This is a genomic window from Undibacterium sp. Ren11W (assembly GCF_049340485.1).
Lineage (GTDB): Bacteria > Pseudomonadota > Gammaproteobacteria > Burkholderiales > Burkholderiaceae_D > Undibacterium.
Genome location: NZ_JBMPPB010000002.1, coordinates 13,381 through 27,124, shown reverse-complemented (window position 1 = coordinate 27,124; position 13,744 = coordinate 13,381). Strand labels below are relative to the sequence as shown.

Genomic DNA, 13,744 nt, shown 5'->3' with positions numbered 1-13,744 from the left:
CGCCTGCGTATTTTGAGCGCCACTCAATACACATCGCGCCGATACCGTCCTTGTGCACCGAGTTCTTGTAAATGCGCGGCACCGAGAATAGTGCTGAGTGCCTCGCTCACTCCGGCGGCCATGCCTTGCAGACTGCCGCATACATAAATGGCGGCACCTTGCGCCACCCATGTACGTAGGCTATCGGCTTGTTCTAGTAGTTTGTCTTGCACATAGCGCGCCTGAGTTTGATCGCGCGAAAACGCCAGATCGAGTTTCTTCAAAACCCCGCTAGCGTGCCAGGCTTGTAGCTCATCCTGATAAAAATAATCGTGTTGCTGATGGCGCTCGCCAAACAGTAGCCAGTTGCGATGATGACCTTGCCGGGCTCTCTGTTTCAGATGGGCACGCAAACCTGCCAGCCCGGTACCGTTACCGATCAGTATCAGCGGTCTGTCATCGAGCGGCGCATGAAAGGCGCGGTTCTCGCGTATACGCAAAGCGATCTGGCTACCGCAGGCGGCATACTCGGTCAACCAGCCAGAACCTAAACCCAGAGCGCCATCCTCCAGACGGATTTGCCTTACCAGTAATTCTAGCTGGCCATCGGCCGCGATCGAGGCAATAGAATAAGCGCGATGCGGCAGCATAGGTAGTTGCGCAACCCAACTCAGCGTACTCGCTTCTGGGTTAGTCTCCGGATTAGTTAGCGCCCATGTGTCGGGCAAAACTCTATGCCGCAGATGCTGGCGCAGGCTAAGTTTTTGTTCGCCTATGCTTAGCGGGCTTTCGCCATTTAAAGCATGCTGGCGTAGCCAGTGATCGATCTGCTGCGGCGTATTCTGCGGACCGATCTCAGCAATATCGCCGGCCTGCCACAAGGTCGTACTGTGTTGCGTGTCGGCCACTAAGCCTAGTGTCAGATGAAAAGCCGGTGCGCCGGCGCTGCCAGGATTAAGCAGGCTGCGCTCATGCAGTATCCAATCGGCATAGGGCGCGGCACGCCAATCCATCGCCAGGCTAGTCCCTGCTGGTGAGTTCAATCTCTGACTCAGTTGCAGCTGCCAATCGGCTAAGGCGGCTGGATCGCCCTGATCCACTTCTATCAATTCAAACCAGGCCTGTGCCTGCTGTTGTTGCAGCGATTGCTGCAAGCTATGTCCGAACGCACAGTAATGGCGATAATGACGGTCACCCAAGGCGAGTATCGCATATTGCAAAGAATCTAAAGGCTGGCCAGGCTGACTCAAACTATGCACAAAATGCGCGGCACTATCGGGCGCATCGCCCTCACCGGTAGTGCTGACGATGAACAAGACGCGGCGCGCCTGCTGCAACATAGCACGGTCAAATTCTGAGATGCACAGCAAACGCAAGGCGAGATCGAGCCCCTGCAAGGCCTGCGCGGTTTGACGGGCGAGCCGCCCGGCGTAGCCAGTCTGGCTGGCATAGACGATATACACAGTGTGCGCTGCATCTTGCGTCCCAGCGCTCGTTGCCAAAGGGCGGGCGCGCCAAAAATACGGCAAACAAAACGCGCCATAGGCCAGTAGCAAGAGCATGGCCGCCAGATTGCGATCGACGGTGTGCGCTGGCAACTGGCTCAGCAATAACAAGGCCGCAGCTATCAGACTTAGTGCCAGTACGGCAAACAAGCGATGGTAGCCACGCCAGTTCAAGAGTTTTTGTACGCCCGTCATAGCACTCTCCCTTACGACAACATGAGGCGCATGGCCTGGCTCATGCTCTCGCGATAGCCATCTTTGGTTTTACTGATGAAGCGGCAAGCCAGGCGCCATTCTTCGGCATACGCCATGCCCTGCTTGAGCCCCATCACCATCAGCGCGGTGGCGAGCGCATCGGCCACCATGCACTCGGCATGTAGCACCGTGACCGAAGCCACACTATGCGTGAGCGGATAGCCGCTGCGCGGATCGATACTGTGCGAAAAATTGCGATCACCGAGCTGTATTTGCTGGCGGTAATCACCCGAGGTGGCGATAGCCCAGCCATGCAGCGCCAATATGGTGCTGCTGTCGTTGGCGGCGGCACTACCCTGCGCTGCTTGGGTGGCCGGATGCTCTAACTCTACCCACCACGGCTGTTGATCTTGCTTGATGCCATAACCGCGCAATTCGCCGCCAACTTCGATCAAATACGAGACCACGCCCTGACTCTGCAGCCAGCGCGCCACCTGGTCTACCGCATAGCCCTTGGCGATAGAAGACAGATCTAAGGACAAGCCGCCAGGCTGGCGTACTCTGCGCAAGAGTCTATCAACCTGTACGCGCTGCCAACCGGCGTCTTGCATGGCGGCCGCGATGGCATTGGCGTTTGGCATTGTTTGTGGCTTAGACTTGGGGCCAAAGCCCCACAGGTCGACCAGCTTACCGATACTGGGATCGTAAGCACCAGCAGTTTGTTGCGCCAGATACAGCGCGTAATCGAGCACCTGAAAAAATTCTGCCGGCAGCACATGCCAAGTTCCTGCTGCGGCATGATTAAATTTGCAGAGATTGGAATGACTTTCCCAATGGCTCATCTGCGCTACTACTTGGGCCAGTTGCCGCTCTATCCCCAGTTGCAAATATGCGGGCGAGATGCTGCCAGAGACCATCAACTTGACCGTCCAGTGCGTGCCCATAGTCGCACCTTGCAGTTGGCGCAACTGGGCATCAGCGGGCAGCTCAGGCGGCGTCTCTAAGCTGGTCGGTATTAGTACCCGTTTAGAATTTATGGTATTGGCCATGCGAGGCATCCTTGCTAGCGATTGCTGGGATTTTTAAAACTAGCACCACTCAAGTCGAAGCGGGTTACCCAGCCTGAGTGGCACATCAAAAACGGTGAGCTACACAACGGGGCGCATTTACTGTGGCAATACCTCTAGGGTTGCCACATAATTGGCGCGTCTTTCTTTTGCCGCAGGCACGCTGCTGTTTTTATCGCTGACACTCGCCTCCATCCAATACATGCCCGCGCCCTGCCAATTAACCGTGAACTTACCCTCGGCGTCGGTGCTGATGCTTTGCTCGCCAAGGTTCTGGCGATAGCGTATGCCTCCGGCGATCACGGTCACCTTGACCGCTGCTGCCGGTTTGCCATCGAGCAGCAGACGAAACTGCGCAGGCTCACCAGCCATCAAATCATTCGGATGCGTGATCGGATCTAGCTCCAAACCCTTGCCGGTAATTTCCAGCGCTTTTTTGTCGGGTTTGCCATTGCTCACAAAGGTTTCGATACGTCCCTGCATCTGCGTCACTTGCAGCGCTTGTGCGCTGGCCGGGATTTCTTTCGTCAGCGCCTCAGCTGTACCGCGCCAACGTTTGGGCACGCCTTGCTCTTTGTAATTGGCGAATAGATTCTGATTTAACAGACTCAGTTTATACGTGCCTTTTTGACTCAGGCGCAGATCAAAACTGCTGCGATATTTACCGGTGCTGGCGTTCTCGGCTTTGGCGGCGCTGCCATCTGGCGTTGCGATCACCAGACTATCTAGCTGCAAAGGCACATGATCAAAATAAAACAGATCGGTGGCCGCGGCCGCATCAAAGCTGACCCAGGGTGTATTGCCCGCCACGACGGTGGCGCTAGGCAGTAAAAAAGTGCGATGCGCTTGTGCAGCGAGCGGTGTTATCAGTGCGGCACACAGCAAAAGATGCAGGCTAAAGCGTGGCGAAAAAGAGCGGGTCGACAGGTTTTTCATACTGAGTTTTCTTTAAAGGTAAGCAAAGTGGGGAGGCTTAAGATTTTATGTTGAGGGTAATTAGCCCCAACTCATTGCTACCCTGCACCTTGATTTGTTGATCTGCTTTTCCCGACCACTGAAACGGTACTTTGACGACCTCGCGGCCACCGCCTTCGCGTGCTGCCTCGACCAGCAATTGATAATCGCCGGCCGGTAGTTTGGCCAGCACGCCCTTATCGCCCGAGAAGCTCAGGCTATGTTCGCCCACCACCCGGGTCGCGCCGCTGACACCATCCGCAGGCAACTGCAAATCGCGACCGCTACGACGCCACCACTGGCGCATGTCCTTGAGCCATTTTGCGCCCTCGTTATCGCGCTTCTTGAGGTCGTACCAGACCGCCAGATTACCGGCCAAGCTTTGATCCGGGCGCTCTATCCAGACCGCCACATACGGACGGTGATATTCCGCCACATTGATACGCGGCACTTCAATTTTCAGGCTCAGATCCGCCGCCATCACAGGCGCGGCGATCAGACTACCAATAGCAAACGGGAGTAACTTACGCATAGAGAATGATCCTCAGGAAGTAAAAAATGAATTCAATGAATGAACACGATCGCCAATAACACTGGCAGCAGTAAGCCCAGCGCCACCACCGGCCAGGTCGCCCGGCGGTTACCGGCATGCATTTGCAGTAGCAGCAAACCAGTCAGGCAAAAAATCAGGCAGGCGATTGCAAAGGCGTCGATAAACCAGCCCCAGGCAGCGCCGGTATTGCGGCCCTTATGCAAGTCATTAAAATACGCGACCCAACCACGCTCGGTTTTTTCATATTCCAGCGCACCGCTGTCCAAATCGATGCGTAACCAGGCATCGCCACCGGGGCGCGGCAAAGCGATGACTAACTCTTGCGGCGACCATTCAGGCGTCTGCTGAGTCACGCTAATTGCCAGCGTTGCGTCTATCCAGCCAGCCACCGCCGGCGGCAAGGACGACGGCGCAGTTGCTGGCGTAGCGCTCAACTGCGCCTGACGCGCCTGCAAAATTTTCAACAAAGAAGGCGGCATTTGCGCCTCTTTATGCGTCAACACTGGCTGCGCCTCGATCTGCGCTGAATGATTCAGGGTGATCCCACTGACGGCAAACATCAGCATCGCCATCAAACACAGTGCTGAGCTGATCCAATGCCATTGATGCAATTGCCGCATCCAAAAAGCCCGCGTCTGCTGGCGTGCGGCGGCGGGCTGAAACGCGCAAGCGGGCATAGCGGAATGTTGAGTAACAGGAGAATCTGGGCTAGACATGACAGCAATAAAAGAAAATCAGATTTTCATGTAAATGATAATGATTCGCAATTATACATATAAAAATTCTAGTGAAGAAAAATTTCTAGATTTAAATAAAAAGGCAAAATATTGACAGAACACATATCAATTACAATGCTCCTTTTCCTATATCCCGCTGAATATCTCGTCTCTCACTTTAAGAAATATCCAATATGAAATTGTTAGCCTTTGCCGCCAGTAGTAGTAAAAAATCGATCAACCTGCAATTGGTGAGACACGCCGCCAGTTTGCTGCAGGATGCGCAGGTCGAAGTGCTCGATTTGAATGATTATGAACTCCCCTTATTCAGTGTCGACCAGGAAGCATTGCTAGGGCAGCCAGCTTTGGCGCAAGCCTTCCTGGCAAAGATCGCTGCCAGCGATGCTTTGCTGATCTCTTTTGCCGAACACAATGGCTCGTATAGCGCTGCATATAAAAACCTGTTCGATTGGTGCTCACGGATTAATCCCAAAGTTTTTCAGAATAAGCCTATGGTATTGCTATCCACCTCGCCAGGCGCACGCGGCGGTGCCAGTGTGTTGGCGGCAGCGACTAATTCGGCGCCTTTTTTTGCCGGCCAGGTGAAAGCCAGCCTGGCGATTCCTAGCTTTTATGAGAATTTTGATGTCGCACTGGGTAGCCTTAACAAGCCCGATCTGCAACAGCAATTAGTTCAGGCGCTGAACAGTTTACAGGCTTAAAACCCGCGATTGCACTAAAATGCGGGCCTTATCGTAATCACGCATTTTGCTGCCGCTGGTAGAAACACCCATGACACAAATCCACTTACCGCACGCTGTCGCTCGTCTGCGTGCCTCCCGCCTGCTGCGTAGTACCAGACCGTTTCTGGCGCGTGGCGGGCCGCATGGCGAGCGCTGTGGCGGCTGCCGGCTGATCCTCAGCCATTGCCTGTGTGCCTTGCGCCCGGTGGTGCCTACGCGCGCCGCAGTATGCCTGATCATGGCTGAGCATGAGACCCTAAAACCGAGCAACACCGGCTGGCTGATTGCCGATGTGCTGCCCGATACCACAGCATTTGGCTGGGCCCGTACCGAAGTAGACCCTGCGCTACTAGCTTTGCTGGCCGACCCGCAATGGCAGCCGTACGTGGTGTTTCCAGGCGAGTTTGTGACGCCGGACAGAGTGGTCACAGAATTGCTGGCAGACGACGTTACTCACCAAGTTGCTGATGAAATATCAGGACAGCAAAGCAAACGGCCGCTGTTTATCTTGCTCGATGCCACGTGGCCAGAAGCGCGCAAGATCTTTAAAAAAAGCCCCTATCTAAATCAATTTCCGGTGCTCAGTCTGGCACCAGAACAAGTGTCACGCTATCGCCTGCGCCGCTCACGGCGCGACGATCATCTATGTACTTCTGAGGTGGCTGCCTTGTGTCTGGCACTAGCAGGCGAGACACTGGCAGCGCACACTTTAGAAGCCTATCTGGATGTATTTACCGAGCACTACCTATGCGCCAAGCAACAGCTCAAGCTCGACCGCGACGACGCGGTGCATCAGCGCTTAAGGGATTTACGCCTGCCGTAACAGGCGCTGCCAGATCCGCCCCTGCCGAACTCTAACTCTAACTCTAACGCTCCCCCTTTCAAGCGCGGCAAAGTACGCTCCATGTAGGAGCTGTAATTCTGCCGCGCTGCACCCGAGTAGGGGGGGTTAGAAGTTCCCAAAACTGGTCACGCAAGCTGGATGCGGCCTGTAGAGCAAAATCCTGCCACCAGGCGCATACAGATTGCGGATTCACCTGCGGCGATTGCCAAACCCGGCTGCACATACAACGCATAAATCTCTGCAAAAACTTCATCCTGTCTGCACATAGGTACAGCATGCTCTGAGCGTGGACTATTTAACCAGGAGCGATCAAATGAAGAGTTTATTCCAGATGGCGGCGCAAGATGCGCGCGCATGCGCCAGCGAAATGGCGACGATGGCGCTAATGCTGCCAGTGCGGGTATTGACGCAGGTGTCGGGGAAATTATCGGAGCAGCTGTCGGAACCATTGCGTGCGAGTCAGTATAAGACCGCGCAAGCAACGCCTACCCCAGATCAAAACCCAGCCGCAACCCGAATCACGCTGATCGACACCGAGGTCAAGCTGCGTCTGCTGGGAGCGATTGCCAATGTAGTGGTGACGCGCAAATACCGCAATCAAGGCAGCACCGCGCTTGCAGGTCTGATCGTGTGCAGTGCCAGCACCGGCCTGTATGCTATCAAGCTGCGCTTAGGCGATCGGGTACTTCGATCAGGTATCCGTGCTCCAGGCGCGGCCAAAACGGCAGACCCCGCGCCCGCCAGCAAGCGCATCATGCTAGCGCTATGCCAGATCAGGCCTGACCAGGAGATCAGCTTAGAACTACGATATACCCAGCTGTTGTGTGGCAGAACCGGCGAGTAGCAAAAATTCTGCAAATAGTGCAGGCAACTAGTATCAAGCAAAAGGGCCAGCACCTTGATGATGCTGACCCTTTTTTAGATTTTCTTTTTAGGCTATGTTGATTGGTGAAGCGACTCTTAGTCGCCCGACTTAAATAGCAGTCTTAACGATAAAATGGTTCTACCGCGCCTTTGACTTTGATCATCAGCGGTTGGCCCTTGCGGTCGACCGCTTTACCAGCGGGGACTTTAATCCAGCCTTCGCTGATGCAATATTCTTCGACTTCCAGGCGTTCTTTGCCGTTCAGATTAATGCCGACTTCGTGTTCGAACACGGCTGCACTGTAGTAAGGGCTGCGTGGATCAACCGACAGACGGTCGGGAAAAGGGGGAAAAGTAGTGGTATCGTTCATGCCCGCAATTATCCACTAGAAAACCTAAGAGTTCAATTGCCGCTCGCTTAGCATTCCAATCGCCAAGGGAACACGCAATCCCGGCGCGGCCTGCAGACCAATATCGCGCCAGAAGGCGCATGGGGATTGCGGGAGCGATTTTCTGGTTGGCACGCGCATAGCCGTCCGCCATGCTTGTTGCCACATTTTCAGGCAAAAATCTGCGTGAATAATTTACTCTTCCTGATGGGCTGTTGCAAGCTGGCGGCTAACGATGCCATCACGATCATGCTGCCGCCTAGTAAAATTTGAGCACTTAAATGTTCGTCTAAAAACAGCACCGCAAACATGGCACCGAATGCCGGTTCACTGCCTAGCAACAGCGCCACCTTGGTTGGTGTGCTGCGGCGGATCGCATAGTTTTGTGCGAAGAAGGCAAACAGTGTGCAAAATAGCACCAGGAACAAAGTCGCGCCCCAAAACTCTGGCGCCTGCGGCAAAGCCGGCAAACCGCTAGGACTACATAGCGCCAGGCTTAAGCAGCCAAACATCAAGACTCCGGCTTGCACCGCAGTGAGCGCCAGCGTCGATAATTGCTGATGTTGCGTCAGGCGTTTGCTCTGCACCATAAAAAATGCCCGTAAGGCAGCCGCACCCAGTATCAGGCCATCGCCTGGATTCAAGCTGATGGCCAGATTAGGTATCAGCAAAAACGCACCCAGCAGCGCCAGCGCGATTGCTGCCAGCGTGAAAGAGTTAGGCGCTTGTTTTAGCAGCAGCCATTCCACCAGGGGCGTCAACACCACGCACAGAGAAATCAAAAATGCCGCATTGGTGGCCGTGGTCAGTGCGATGCCATAGGTTTCACACAGAAAAATCGATAATAAAATCAGCCCCAGAGGCAGGCCTATGCGCCAGGCGTTTTTAATCTCGGCGTGCCGAAACTGCCTTAAGCTGGGTAGCAATAAAAAAAAGGTCAGACCAAAACGTAAAGCCAAAAATCCCAATACCGGGTAATAAGCCAGGCCAATTTTAGCCACGCCATAACTACAGCCCCAGACCAGGGCAACCGCAAACAGCATTAATTCAGCAAGGGGCAGGCGTTTCAGCATGGCGAATTTTATCTCTATTTCTATCGATGGAAGATGGCAGGCAAAGCTCAGCAAGCACTACCCGGGCAACGCAGCCACGCCGAAAGGCCAGCCTTGTAGCGATTATCGATCTATACTCTGATTTTGATAATCCAGTAATTTTGCATAGGACTTGTGCGTCATGAGCATCAATGATCGCCTCATCAATTTACTTCCGGGCCTGGCGGTGATGGTCAAGGTGATAGAAACCGGTAGTTTTTCGGCCGCGGCGCGCGCCTTAAATTGCATGCCATCGGCCGTCAGCCGGCAAATCTCCAGTCTGGAAGCCAGCCTCAAGCTGCAATTATTTGTCCGCACTACGCGCTCTTTACGGCTCAGCGAAGCGGGGCAAACGGTGGCGCAGTACGCCCAAGATATGCTGGCGGCAGCGCGCTCGGCCAGCACCGTCAGCGCGCTGAGCGCGCAGCCGCAAGGCCTGATACGGCTGAGCGCCCCGAAAGCCTACGCCAAGCAAGTGATACAGCCCCTGGTCGGCCCGTTTTTGCGTCTGTATCCCGAGATCAATCTGCAACTGTTAGTCACCGACCGCCCTACCGATCTATTGCAGGAAGATATAGATTTAGGGATACGCATCACCGATCAGCCGCCGCCCGGCCTGGTCGCCAAAGCTTTAATGGCGATCGACCAAATCTTAGTCGCCTCGCCCGCCTACCTGGCCTTGCGCGGCACACCAGATTCGCCACAAGAACTAAGCGGCCACGACTGCATCTATCTGGGCGAACATGCCAACGACAATCGCTGGGTCTTGCAGCAAGGCGGGGACAGCCAAAGCGTGCTGGTGCGTGGCCGCTATATCGCCAACAATACAGAAATGCGCCTAGCCGCTGCGCTCGACGATTGGGGCATCGCCAGCCTGCCGCTGTTCACCGCCCAAACCGCGCTGGCCGAGGGCCGCCTGCAACGCGTATTAGCCGATTGGCAGCTACTCACCGCCTACCGCGGCAGCGCCTATCTACTGTATCCACCAAACCGCTACCTGGCCCCCAAACTCAGGGTGCTGATTGATTATCTGGAGAGCCAATTGCGGGGCTGATACCTGCGCATAGCAAAGGCAATTTGAAAAGGGAACTTCTAAAAATCCGTTAATCGGGATGCAGCGCAAGGCGCAAACCGGAGCAATACGTCGGTATTGCGAGGATTTGCAACGCCGCGATGCGCCCGAGTATAGGGTTTTTAGAAGTTCCCAAAAACCATCACGCAATCCCGGTGCTGCTTGCAGGCCGATATCGTGCCACGAGGCGCAGGGGGATTGCGGATAAGCTTACCGCGCGTAGGGTGGGCACAGCATCATCGTGCCTACGCGTAAGGCTCAAGCAACAACACATCACGTTAAACCCATCCAACCAAAACCTCCATGCATCGATGTCGGTTCATCTCTGCGTGGGCAAAAAAACGTGCCCACCCTACCAGGCTGACGGCATGCGGCAAGTGTGGTTTGCGGGGCCTAACGCTGGCGCTGACCGGAACAGAACCATCGCTGCGAAGCCGCAGCTCTTGGTTGTGTTTCCGCGTCGAGCAAAATGTTATGCAACGTGGTCAACATAAACCCAAAGGCCAACGACGACAACTGTGCAGCAAACGACTGCTGCGTAATATAGCCGTTTGAAAAATCGCATGCGGCCGGGGTTGAGCTTTGGACCAGTGGCCAATAAGTACTCTCCCAACCCAAAAATCCACGCTGTTATCGCGCACAGACCGATCATCGAAAATATTGCGATCACAGACAAAGCAATGTGTTCGTTAAGTGGATTAGTGTCAATTCCTGCTGCGTCCCTTAACATTTGAAATGAGAGAATTCCAACAACAAATGCTGCTGCCTTCACTATGCCCGAGGTCGGATACATCATCCTCATGCGGACTCTCCTTGCGCATAACGCTGAATTGAGGTGAGCCGCGAAGCACAACTTATATGTAGAGAAAATACTTTCACGGCTTCATTCTCGAATGTAATGTTAAAGGGCGACACCCTCTGCGCAAGATATCTATTCCGCAAACGACAATAACTGATTGCATAGATGCGACAAGGGTACCGGTAACCCAATCTGGGAGGACGTAACTTAATGTTGTTCCGAAATACTGCCAGAAATAATATTTATTAGAAATGGCACCATCAAAAACTGCAAGGATAAAACCTGACGGAAAACAAACCGGCGCAAACGAGAATAAATATAAAAATTCAATCCCACTAAGTGATCCGTGACCATATGCACGAACAAATGCCACAAATTGAATCAATATACCGACATCGATCAACATCCACAGTCCCAAGAGTTGAGCGATGTTTCTACCTTCTTGCCTAATGGCGCAAACAAACCAAATCACCCAACAGAGTGCGAAGTAAATGCTTAAAAATAGAAATGGCCATTTTGCATTAACCATGCCAAAAGTGGCTGCAGCGAAACCACCTAGTGCCAATGTGTAGCCAAATTTCAGTATCCGTGTCATCGACATTTTTGCACTTTAACGTCGAATTGAAAGGCGCGCGCGCCAATCAGAAAATTTAAGGGACGTGCCTATTCGCGCGTCATTTTCGAATGTCATGTTATAAGTCATTTTGCTAAAGGCTTCCATTCTCCACCACCCCCGTGATAGGTCTCCGCATTCAATTGGAAACGTTGACCGCAGAAATTGCACTTAAAGAGATATTGGACAATATCATCCCATGCACCTGTCGCAACAAGTTGGCTAAAAGGTTGTGACCAATTACCTGTTCCATTTTCAATAACTGAAATAGTGTTATCGGCTACATTTTCCTGCGCAATGCTAATCGCTTGCTTCAAATGAGCTGGCAATTTTATTTTAAAAACCTTGCGCAGGTCTTTACACTTTTCGCAATCGGGCATATGTTTTCTAGGACTTATAACTTCAAATAGGGTGAAAAAAATTCCGCCTAACCTGGCGGTCTGTCCGCCTATCTTGGCGAGAAAATCCGATGGTACCTTCAAGTCCGCAGTCTTTTCGCAGTCTTACAAGAAACAATACAACCAAGTGCCGCGCCGAGTGCGCAAAAACCCAATAAAAGGGGAAGTTCATTAGTGCGAAAGAAATCGCCCTATTTACGCCCTGATATTCACTCAGAGGTGTGACGCCCAGTTCAATTGCAATTGTGCTGCACATGCCCATCAGAAGAGATGCCGGAACCGACAAAAACACGCCCATCGTGAATTTAAATCGAGGAGCAAGAATTGCGATTAGCACTGAACCGGAAAACGGACCTAGCAAAATAAGAAACAATCCTGATCCATCGTTGAGGTGTTCCGAAATCTTAAGGACATAGTAAATTGCATGGCTCACAGCAAAAATAGCTAGCCCGATGAAAAACGCTCGCAGAACCAAGTATCTCATTTGCAATTTAACTAGATATGTGCGACACCGTGACGGGCGAATCGGGCGAGTGACGCATAAAAATTTAAGAGCAAGCTCTCAAAACCCAAATCCAGCATGGCTTTCCGGAGATGTACTGTAAATGCGATCAGTACTAAAAAAATCGTGAAAAGCGTCATTGCTATTGGCTTTCATTCTATCAATAGTATTTGCATATTTGAAATAAAAATTACTTTTTTATTGTCCAGAATGCTAGCCCTGTGTGCGCGCTGTCAGCTTTTGCAGAGTAGCCTGCGCGCATTTTTTGCCACGTGCCTGGCGTGGGCTTACTAAGCATACTCCCCTCTAGTGTTTTTTAAGTGCGCAATGGATATATGCGCAAACAGGGGTATTCGACTATAAAAATCGGGGAGTATCTGTTTTTTGCGGATTTTTTATTGTACCGATGAAGCAGCTAACGCGTGCCGAGGCGTACGCCGTTGGTAGGCGCAATTTTCCGCGCTGGGTTCGCCGCTTTGAGTGTGCGCAGGCTGGCATACGCACTGGCTCGCAGAACTTTTATCACCACTTCCGGTCTAGCTAATGGCTAGGCAGTCCGCGTAGGGTGTATTAGGCGCAGCCGTAATACACCATTTAGATATTCCATGCGGCACATTGCACCTTACGCGTGCTCGGGCTGATGGCAGACTGCTTCAATGTTATTGCCTTCAGGGTCAATCACAAAAGCACCATAGTAATGCGGATGATAGTCGGGACGCAGGCCTGGCGCACCATTGTCCTTACCTCCGGCGGCCAGCGCGGCGCGGTAAAACGCATCGACCTGCGCGCGCGTCTGAGCCCGCCACGCTAGGTGACAGCCAATAGTTGCTGCTGGCCCGCCATAGGGCGAGGGGCCATCAATAAACCACACATCGGCTTTTTTGCCGTCCGGCTCAGAGGAATCCGGGTAGGCCAAGCCCAAAATGTTCATGCCATAGTTGCCTTCAAAAGCAACGCTGTAGCCCAAAGGTGCTAAGGCCGCGCTGTAAAACGCTTTGGTACGCCCAATATCGGCCACGCGGAAAGTCATATGATCAAGCATAAATAGTCGCTCCTGAGATGGATAAAGAAAGCGCATAGCGCGCCCCAATACTGTATATTCATACAGCTATGTTGGCAAGAGATTCAGACATATTTATTTTTATTTGCCAAAAAATGCGAAACCTATCGCAGCCTGGAAATACCGTAAAAAGCCCGCGCAGGGTGTCCGCGTAGGGTGTATTAGGTGCAGCCGAAATACACCATTTAGGCCTTCCATGCGGCGCAATTGATGAAGGCCATTGCAACCTACGCGTACTGGCGCATAGCAAAGACAATTCTAAAAACCATCACGCAATCCCGGTGCGGCTTGCAGGCCGATATGCCGCCACCAGGCGCATGCGGATTGCGGCTACGCTTACAGAACTTTTATGTGAACTATCGGTCTAGATTCTGGCACGCTTGCTAGCATTCATTTTTCC

At 52.9% G+C, this 13,744-nt stretch carries 15 protein-coding genes; 4 read left to right on the top strand and 11 right to left on the bottom strand.

Annotation, left to right across the window (positions count from 1 at the left end; all coding sequences use genetic code 11):
• Nucleotides 1-23: 23 nt before the first annotated feature.
• From ACO0K8_RS06785 to ACO0K8_RS06765, 5 genes are all read right to left on the bottom strand, one after another.
• Nucleotides 24-1,679, bottom strand: a complete 1,656-nt coding sequence (locus ACO0K8_RS06785; protein ID WP_422945893.1) for a sulfite reductase subunit alpha — start codon at nt 1,677-1,679, stop codon at nt 24-26.
• An 11-nt stretch (nt 1,680-1,690) separates the two neighbouring features.
• Nucleotides 1,691-2,728 (bottom strand): FAD:protein FMN transferase, encoded by a 1,038-nt coding sequence (locus ACO0K8_RS06780; protein ID WP_422945892.1) that lies wholly within the window; start codon nt 2,726-2,728, stop codon nt 1,691-1,693.
• A gap of 117 nt (nt 2,729-2,845) precedes the next feature.
• A complete protein-coding gene (locus tag ACO0K8_RS06775; RefSeq protein WP_422945891.1) occupies nt 2,846-3,682 on the bottom strand; it encodes a DUF4198 domain-containing protein in 837 nt (278 codons plus the stop codon).
• A gap of 37 nt (nt 3,683-3,719) precedes the next feature.
• A complete protein-coding gene (locus ACO0K8_RS06770) occupies nt 3,720-4,232 on the bottom strand; it encodes a DUF2271 domain-containing protein (protein ID WP_422945890.1) in 513 nt (170 codons plus the stop codon).
• Nucleotides 4,233-4,264: 32 nt separating this feature from the next.
• Nucleotides 4,265-4,930, bottom strand: a complete 666-nt coding sequence (locus ACO0K8_RS06765; protein WP_422946256.1) for a PepSY-associated TM helix domain-containing protein — start codon at nt 4,928-4,930, stop codon at nt 4,265-4,267.
• A 233-nt stretch (nt 4,931-5,163) separates the two neighbouring features.
• Here ACO0K8_RS06765 and ACO0K8_RS06760 point away from each other — a divergent pair, with 233 nt between their 5' ends.
• The 3 genes from ACO0K8_RS06760 (at nt 5,164) to ACO0K8_RS06750 (ending at nt 7,400) form a co-directional block, all read left to right on the top strand.
• The gene (locus tag ACO0K8_RS06760) at nt 5,164-5,691 is read left to right on the top strand and encodes an NADPH-dependent FMN reductase (RefSeq protein ID WP_422945889.1); all 528 of its coding nucleotides are present in this window, start codon (nt 5,164-5,166) and stop codon (nt 5,689-5,691) included.
• 70 nt (nt 5,692-5,761) lie between these two features.
• On the top strand, nt 5,762-6,535 hold the full coding sequence (locus ACO0K8_RS06755) for a tRNA-uridine aminocarboxypropyltransferase (RefSeq protein ID WP_422945888.1): 774 nt from the start codon (nt 5,762-5,764) through the stop codon (nt 6,533-6,535).
• A 334-nt stretch (nt 6,536-6,869) separates the two neighbouring features.
• Nucleotides 6,870-7,400: a hypothetical protein gene (locus ACO0K8_RS06750; protein ID WP_422945887.1), complete on the top strand. Its 531-nt coding sequence runs from the start codon at nt 6,870-6,872 to the stop codon at nt 7,398-7,400.
• 142 nt (nt 7,401-7,542) lie between these two features.
• On the opposite strand, the gene ACO0K8_RS06745 is transcribed toward ACO0K8_RS06750, so the two are convergent.
• Together ACO0K8_RS06745 and ACO0K8_RS06740 are read right to left on the bottom strand one after the other, a co-directional pair.
• Nucleotides 7,543-7,791: a DUF3297 family protein gene (locus ACO0K8_RS06745; protein ID WP_422945886.1), complete on the bottom strand. Its 249-nt coding sequence runs from the start codon at nt 7,789-7,791 to the stop codon at nt 7,543-7,545.
• 188 nt (nt 7,792-7,979) lie between these two features.
• A complete protein-coding gene (locus tag ACO0K8_RS06740; protein ID WP_422945885.1) occupies nt 7,980-8,882 on the bottom strand; it encodes a DMT family transporter in 903 nt (300 codons plus the stop codon).
• A gap of 160 nt (nt 8,883-9,042) precedes the next feature.
• Here ACO0K8_RS06740 and ACO0K8_RS06735 point away from each other — a divergent pair, with 160 nt between their 5' ends.
• Nucleotides 9,043-9,954 (top strand): LysR substrate-binding domain-containing protein, encoded by a 912-nt coding sequence (locus ACO0K8_RS06735; protein WP_422945884.1) that lies wholly within the window; start codon nt 9,043-9,045, stop codon nt 9,952-9,954.
• A 490-nt stretch (nt 9,955-10,444) separates the two neighbouring features.
• Here the strand turns inward: ACO0K8_RS06735 and ACO0K8_RS06730 are convergent, their stop codons facing one another.
• The 4 genes from ACO0K8_RS06730 to ACO0K8_RS06715 all read right to left on the bottom strand — a co-directional run bounded on the left by ACO0K8_RS06730 (nt 10,445) and on the right by ACO0K8_RS06715 (nt 13,326).
• Nucleotides 10,445-10,774, bottom strand: coding sequence for a hypothetical protein (locus ACO0K8_RS06730; RefSeq protein WP_422945883.1), 330 nt, complete (start codon nt 10,772-10,774; stop codon nt 10,445-10,447).
• A 73-nt stretch (nt 10,775-10,847) separates the two neighbouring features.
• Nucleotides 10,848-11,372, bottom strand: coding sequence for a hypothetical protein (locus ACO0K8_RS06725; RefSeq protein WP_422945882.1), 525 nt, complete (start codon nt 11,370-11,372; stop codon nt 10,848-10,850).
• 98 nt (nt 11,373-11,470) lie between these two features.
• On the bottom strand, nt 11,471-11,866 hold the full coding sequence (locus ACO0K8_RS06720; protein ID WP_422945881.1) for a hypothetical protein: 396 nt from the start codon (nt 11,864-11,866) through the stop codon (nt 11,471-11,473).
• Nucleotides 11,867-12,906: 1,040 nt separating this feature from the next.
• On the bottom strand, nt 12,907-13,326 hold the full coding sequence (locus ACO0K8_RS06715; RefSeq protein WP_422945880.1) for a VOC family protein: 420 nt from the start codon (nt 13,324-13,326) through the stop codon (nt 12,907-12,909).
• Nucleotides 13,327-13,744 lie beyond the last annotated feature (418 nt).

What these genes read in the sequence shown, in the direction of transcription:
- ACO0K8_RS06785 (WP_422945893.1), bottom strand. Translation starts at nt 1,679, where the DNA reads ATGACGGGCGTACAAAAACTCTTGAACTGGCGTGGCTACCATCGCTTG.
- ACO0K8_RS06780 (WP_422945892.1), bottom strand. Translation starts at nt 2,728, where the DNA reads ATGGCCAATACCATAAATTCTAAACGGGTACTAATACCGACCAGCTTA.
- ACO0K8_RS06775 (WP_422945891.1), bottom strand. Translation starts at nt 3,682, where the DNA reads ATGAAAAACCTGTCGACCCGCTCTTTTTCGCCACGCTTTAGCCTGCAT.
- ACO0K8_RS06770 (WP_422945890.1), bottom strand. Translation starts at nt 4,232, where the DNA reads ATGCGTAAGTTACTCCCGTTTGCTATTGGTAGTCTGATCGCCGCGCCT.
- ACO0K8_RS06765 (WP_422946256.1), bottom strand. Translation starts at nt 4,930, where the DNA reads ATGCCCGCTTGCGCGTTTCAGCCCGCCGCCGCACGCCAGCAGACGCGG.
- ACO0K8_RS06760 (WP_422945889.1), top strand. Translation starts at nt 5,164, where the DNA reads ATGAAATTGTTAGCCTTTGCCGCCAGTAGTAGTAAAAAATCGATCAAC.
- ACO0K8_RS06755 (WP_422945888.1), top strand. Translation starts at nt 5,762, where the DNA reads ATGACACAAATCCACTTACCGCACGCTGTCGCTCGTCTGCGTGCCTCC.
- ACO0K8_RS06750 (WP_422945887.1), top strand. Translation starts at nt 6,870, where the DNA reads ATGAAGAGTTTATTCCAGATGGCGGCGCAAGATGCGCGCGCATGCGCC.
- ACO0K8_RS06745 (WP_422945886.1), bottom strand. Translation starts at nt 7,791, where the DNA reads ATGAACGATACCACTACTTTTCCCCCTTTTCCCGACCGTCTGTCGGTT.
- ACO0K8_RS06740 (WP_422945885.1), bottom strand. Translation starts at nt 8,882, where the DNA reads ATGCTGAAACGCCTGCCCCTTGCTGAATTAATGCTGTTTGCGGTTGCC.
- ACO0K8_RS06735 (WP_422945884.1), top strand. Translation starts at nt 9,043, where the DNA reads ATGAGCATCAATGATCGCCTCATCAATTTACTTCCGGGCCTGGCGGTG.
- ACO0K8_RS06730 (WP_422945883.1), bottom strand. Translation starts at nt 10,774, where the DNA reads ATGAGGATGATGTATCCGACCTCGGGCATAGTGAAGGCAGCAGCATTT.
- ACO0K8_RS06725 (WP_422945882.1), bottom strand. Translation starts at nt 11,372, where the DNA reads ATGTCGATGACACGGATACTGAAATTTGGCTACACATTGGCACTAGGT.
- ACO0K8_RS06715 (WP_422945880.1), bottom strand. Translation starts at nt 13,326, where the DNA reads ATGCTTGATCATATGACTTTCCGCGTGGCCGATATTGGGCGTACCAAA.